Origin of the sequence: Dietzia sp. SLG310A2-38A2 (assembly GCF_014145095.1) — a bacterium.
Lineage (GTDB): Bacteria > Actinomycetota > Actinomycetes > Mycobacteriales > Mycobacteriaceae > Dietzia.
This window is the reverse complement of the sequence record NZ_JAALDX010000198.1, coordinates 1-4,635: the sequence shown is the minus strand read 5'-3', so window position 1 is coordinate 4,635 and position 4,635 is coordinate 1. Positions and strand designations below refer to the sequence as shown.

3 protein-coding genes are annotated in these 4,635 nt (G+C 69.4%); 2 read left to right on the top strand and 1 reads right to left on the bottom strand.

The annotated features are described in order from the left end of the window. Nucleotides 1–1,183: zinc-dependent metalloprotease (locus tag G6027_RS07630; RefSeq protein WP_182636647.1), on the bottom strand; the 1,183-nt coding region annotated here is incomplete at its 3' end. Between the two features lie 80 nt (nt 1,184–1,263). Here G6027_RS07630 and G6027_RS07625 point away from each other — a divergent pair. Both G6027_RS07625 and G6027_RS07620 read left to right on the top strand, forming a co-directional pair. Further along, a complete protein-coding gene (locus tag G6027_RS07625) occupies nt 1,264–2,322 on the top strand; it encodes a PDZ domain-containing protein (RefSeq protein ID WP_182636646.1) in 1,059 nt (352 codons plus the stop codon). A gap of 66 nt (nt 2,323–2,388) precedes the next feature. Then, nucleotides 2,389–4,635 (top strand): UPF0182 family protein (locus G6027_RS07620; RefSeq protein ID WP_182636645.1); only part of this gene is annotated, 2,247 nt, incomplete at its 3' end.

The following is a 4,635-nucleotide window of genomic DNA, read 5'->3' as shown; positions in this document are numbered from 1 at the left end:
ACAGGCCGTCGCGGCGATCGGTACCGACCGCCTCTCCGACCCGGCGCCACAACTCCGACGCCTCGCGCGCCTTCCGCGGGCGCAGTTCGAGACCGACAAGACTGGCGAAGGCCTGCTCGGCCGCTCCACCGGTGGCGCGGCGTCGCAGCCACATCTCACGCAGCTTGTCGGCACTGGGAAGGCGGTCGCCGACCGCGGCGGTGACGACGGCGTCGACCCAGCCCTCGACCAGCGCGAGCAGCGTCTCGAGGCGGCCGAGCGCGGCCTCGTTCACGTTGGTCACCTTGGGCCCGATGGCGCCCGCGCCGCCGGACAGCAACTCCTGGAGCTTGGTGGGGTCCTGGAGGATGGACGGGTCGAGGCCCGAGGCGAGGTCGTCCAACCCCGAGGTGTCGACCCGGATCCCGCGGGCGTACTCCTCGACGGTGGCCAGCACCCGCGCTCGCAGCCAGGGCGCACCGGCGAACAACCGGATATGGGCGGCCTCGCGCGCGGCCAGGAACACCACGACCTCCTGGCGGGGGAGTTCGAGCTCGTCGGCGAACGCGTCGATCGCGGTCGGGCACAGGGCGGCCACCCCGTCGTCCCCGAACGGCAGTCCGACCTCGGAGGAGAACAGCACGGCCGGTGCGAGCTTGCCCAGCCCCTGGCCGAGCTGCATCCCGAAGCCCATGCCGCCCATCTGGTCGAGCATGCCCAGCAGCGGCCCGGCGAGCTGGCGCGCCTCCTCGGGCATCGCCCCCTTGGTGGCCGAGTTCATCTGTTCGGCGACCGGGGTGCAGATCTTCTCCCACGTCGGCAGCGACTGCTCGACCCACTGCTGGGGGGTCCACACCTCCGTCCTGTGCACGCCGGAGGTGAACAGGGTGGTCTCGTCAAGCCACAGTTCCGCCAGCCGGACGGACTCCTTCGCGGCGGTGCCGGAGGCCTCGCTCACGACGGGGGTCCGGCCGAGGGCCTGCAGTGCCACGGTGCGGGCGAGCTGGTAGTTCACCGGCCCCGAGGCGCCCGGCCCGCTCATCGCGGAGCCCATGGAGCCGAGCATCTGCCCGAACTGGGAGAGCATCTGGCCGAACTGGCCGAACTGGGAGGGGTCGAAACCGCCGGAGCCGCCCGGGTCGCGGCCCCGGTCGTCGTCGCGACCGTCGTCATCGGAAGCGGAGAAACCGAAGGGCTGGTTCATGCCACAACGGTACAGCCCGACGGGTGTGCAGGTCCGGGCGCGACGTCACGGTTTCGCCCGCGCGGACTACCCTTGCCCCCGTGAGTCGCCGACTGCTGACCCTCCTCGCCGCTCTGGTCCCGGCGGTGCTGCTGCTCGTCCTCGCCACGTCGGCGACCGTCCCGCTCGTGGCCATGGGCCCCGGACCCACCTACGACACCTTCGGTGAGGTCGAGGTCGAGCGTGAGGACCGGGTGGAGACGGTCCCCGTCGTCGAGGTCAGCGGCCGGGAGGCGGACGAGACCTCCGGTGCTCTGCGGATGACGACGGTCGCGGTCCGGGACAACCTGACCCTCCTCGACGCCATGAGGTTCTGGCTTGATCCGGTGCAGGTCGTGGTCCCCCGAGATCAGGTCTTCCCCCCGGAGCGGTCCAGGGACGAGGTCCGCGAGTCCAACGCCGCGGAGATGGTGGGGTCGGAGAACTCGGCGGAGGCCGCCGCCTACGGATACCTGGGGATCCCGATGCAGCCCCGGGTCGAGGCCGTCGACCCGGAGGGCGCGGCAGCCGATCTCCTCCGTGAGGGCGACATCCTGACCTCGATCGACGGGGAGCGCGTCTCGGATTCGACTGCGGTGGTCGAGCAGGTCAGTGCCCACCGTCCGGGCGACGAGGTCCGGATCGGGTTCACCAGGGACGGGCGTGAGGAGACGACGACGACGACGTTGCAGCCCGCCGGTCCGGACGGCGATCCCGACCAGGGCCGCCTGGGCATCCTCGTCGGCGACACGCCGGCGGACGGGACCGACGTCGAGATCAACATCGACCCGAACGTGGGCGGCCCCTCGGCGGGGCTGGTCCTGGCGATCGCGATCGTGGACAAGCTGTCCCCTGGTGAGTTGACCGGCGGGGCCGAGGTCGCCGGATCGGGCACCATCCGGGTCGACGGCACGGTCGGTCCGATCGGTGGGATCACCCACAAGATCCGGGCCGCCCGGGAGGCGGGTGCGACCGAGTTCCTCGTCCCCGCGGGAAACTGTGCGGAAGCCGTGCAGGACCCGCCGGGTGGGATCCGCCTGATCGAGGTGGACACCCTCCGGGGCGCGCTGGAGGCGCTGGACGAGGCCGTTTCCGGGGGAGAGCCACCGACCTGCGGGTGAGACGGCGCTTTTCCGTAAGGTGGGTTCCACTAGCATGTCCGCCCCAGCAGTCCAGGAGCTTCCCCGGTGTCCGTCCGCCCACCCGGTAATCCCGGTCGGCCGATCGCGATCTCACGTCGCGGCCGAGCCGTCGCCATCTCGATCGTCATCCTCATCGTCCTGATCCAGGTACTACCGAGGATCAACTCCACCTACACCAACTGGCTGTGGTTCGGCTCGGTCGACGCCACCAGTGTGATGAGGACCGAGCTGCTCACGCGGATCGGTCTGTTCGTCGTGGTCGCCCTCCTCGTGGGACTCGCGATCGCCGCGGGGATCCTGCTGGCCTTCCGTTACCGGCCGGTGTTCCTGGCACAACCGGGGATGCCCGATGCGTTGGCGAGGTACCGGGCGGCCCTCGGCGACTCGCCGGCCAAGACGGTGCTGTGGGTCCCTGTCGCGATCGGCCTTCTCGCCGGATCGGTGGCGCAGTCGGGCTGGCAGTCGATCCTCGCGTTCTTCAACTCCACGCCGTTCGGTCAGACGGATGCGCAATTCGGGCTCGACATCTCCTTCTACGCTTTCGAGCTGCCGCTGTGGCGGTCGATCGTCACCTGGCTCATGGTGGCGGTGGTCCTGGCGTTCCTCGCCAATCTCGTCACGCACTACCTGTTCGGTGGGCTCCGTCCCGGAGCGCGTGAGGGTGCGCTGACCCGCGGCGCCCGGATCCAACTGGTCAGCCTCGCCGGACTGTTCATCCTCCTCAAGGCGGCCGCCTACTGGCTCGACCGCTACGAGCTGCTGTTCCGTGAGAACGCGACGTTCACCGGTGCCGGACACACCGACGTCAACGCGCTGATCCCGGCCAAGATCTTCATGTTCTCCGTGGCCATAGTCTGCGCGATCGCCTTCTTCTCCGCGATCGTGATCAAGGACCTGCGCATCCCCGCGCTCGCCACCGTGCTCCTGCTGTTCTCCGCGCTCGTGGTGGGCTCGGCCTGGCCGCTCGCCGTGGAGCAGTTCTCCGTCAACCCCAACCGCGCCGAGAAGGAACGGGAGTACATCGCCCGCAACATCGAGGCCACGCGGGCCGCGTACGACATCGGTGACGACCGCGTGACCTATATAGAGAACTGGGGCTCGGCCGACCCGAACCCGCGGGAGGCCGGCTCGGACGTCACGACGCTGTCCAATGTCCGCGTGCTCGACCCCAACGTCCTCTCGCCCACGTTCACGCAGCTGCACCAGCTGCGGAACTTCTACGGCTTCCCCGAGACGCTCGGCATCGACAGGTACACGATCGATGGTGAGATGCGGGACTTCCTCGTGGCCGCCCGCGAGCTCAACCCGGAGTCCCTGCAGGCCAACCAGCGGGACTGGATCAACCGGCACACCGTCTACACCCACGGCAACGGATTCGTCTCCGCGCCCGCCAACCGCGTCAACGAGATCGCGGACGACGCCGGTTCGGACCGCGGCGGTCTGCCGAACTTCCAGGTCTCCGACCTCGAGGCCATCGCCAGTGGCCAGGAGATGGTGATCCCGGTGACCCAGCCGCGGACCTACTTCGGTCCGCTCATCGCCCAGTCCGACCCCGACTACGCCATCGTCGGCGACAACGGCGAGGGCCCCCGCGAGTACGACACGGACACCGAGCAGTACACCTACACCGGTGAGGGCGGGGTGCCGGTCGGCGGCTGGATCAACCGCACGGCCTACGCGCTGAGGTTCGCCGAGCGCAACATCCTGCTGTCCAGCCTGATCGGCGACGATTCCAAGATCATCTACGACCGCGACCCCCGGGACCGTGTCCAGAAGATCGCCCCGTGGTTGACCACCGACACCAACACGTACCCGGCCGTGATCGACGGCCGGATCAAGTGGATCGTCGACGGGTACACCACGCTCAAGACCTATCCGTACGCCGAACTGAGTTCCCTGGAGGCCATGACGGCCGACTCGACCAACGAGGCCGGCGGCCGGGTGCTGCCGGACGAGGAGGTCTCGTACATCCGCAACTCGGTCAAGGCCACGGTCGACGCCTACGACGGCACGGTGGACCTCTACGCGTTCGACGAGTCGGACCCGGTGCTGCAGACCTGGATGAAGGCCCTGCCCGGCATCGTGCAGCCGCGGGACGCGATCTCGGAGGAGCTCGAGGAGCACCTGCGCTACCCGGAGGACCTGTTCAAGGTCCAGCGTGAGCTGCTGGCCAAGTACCAGGTCGACGACCCGGGCCAGTTCTTCACCAACGACGCCTTCTGGTCGGTGCCCTCCGATCCGACCGTGACCTCGTCGATCCAGAACCCGACCCCGCCCGCGGGCGGGCCGGCC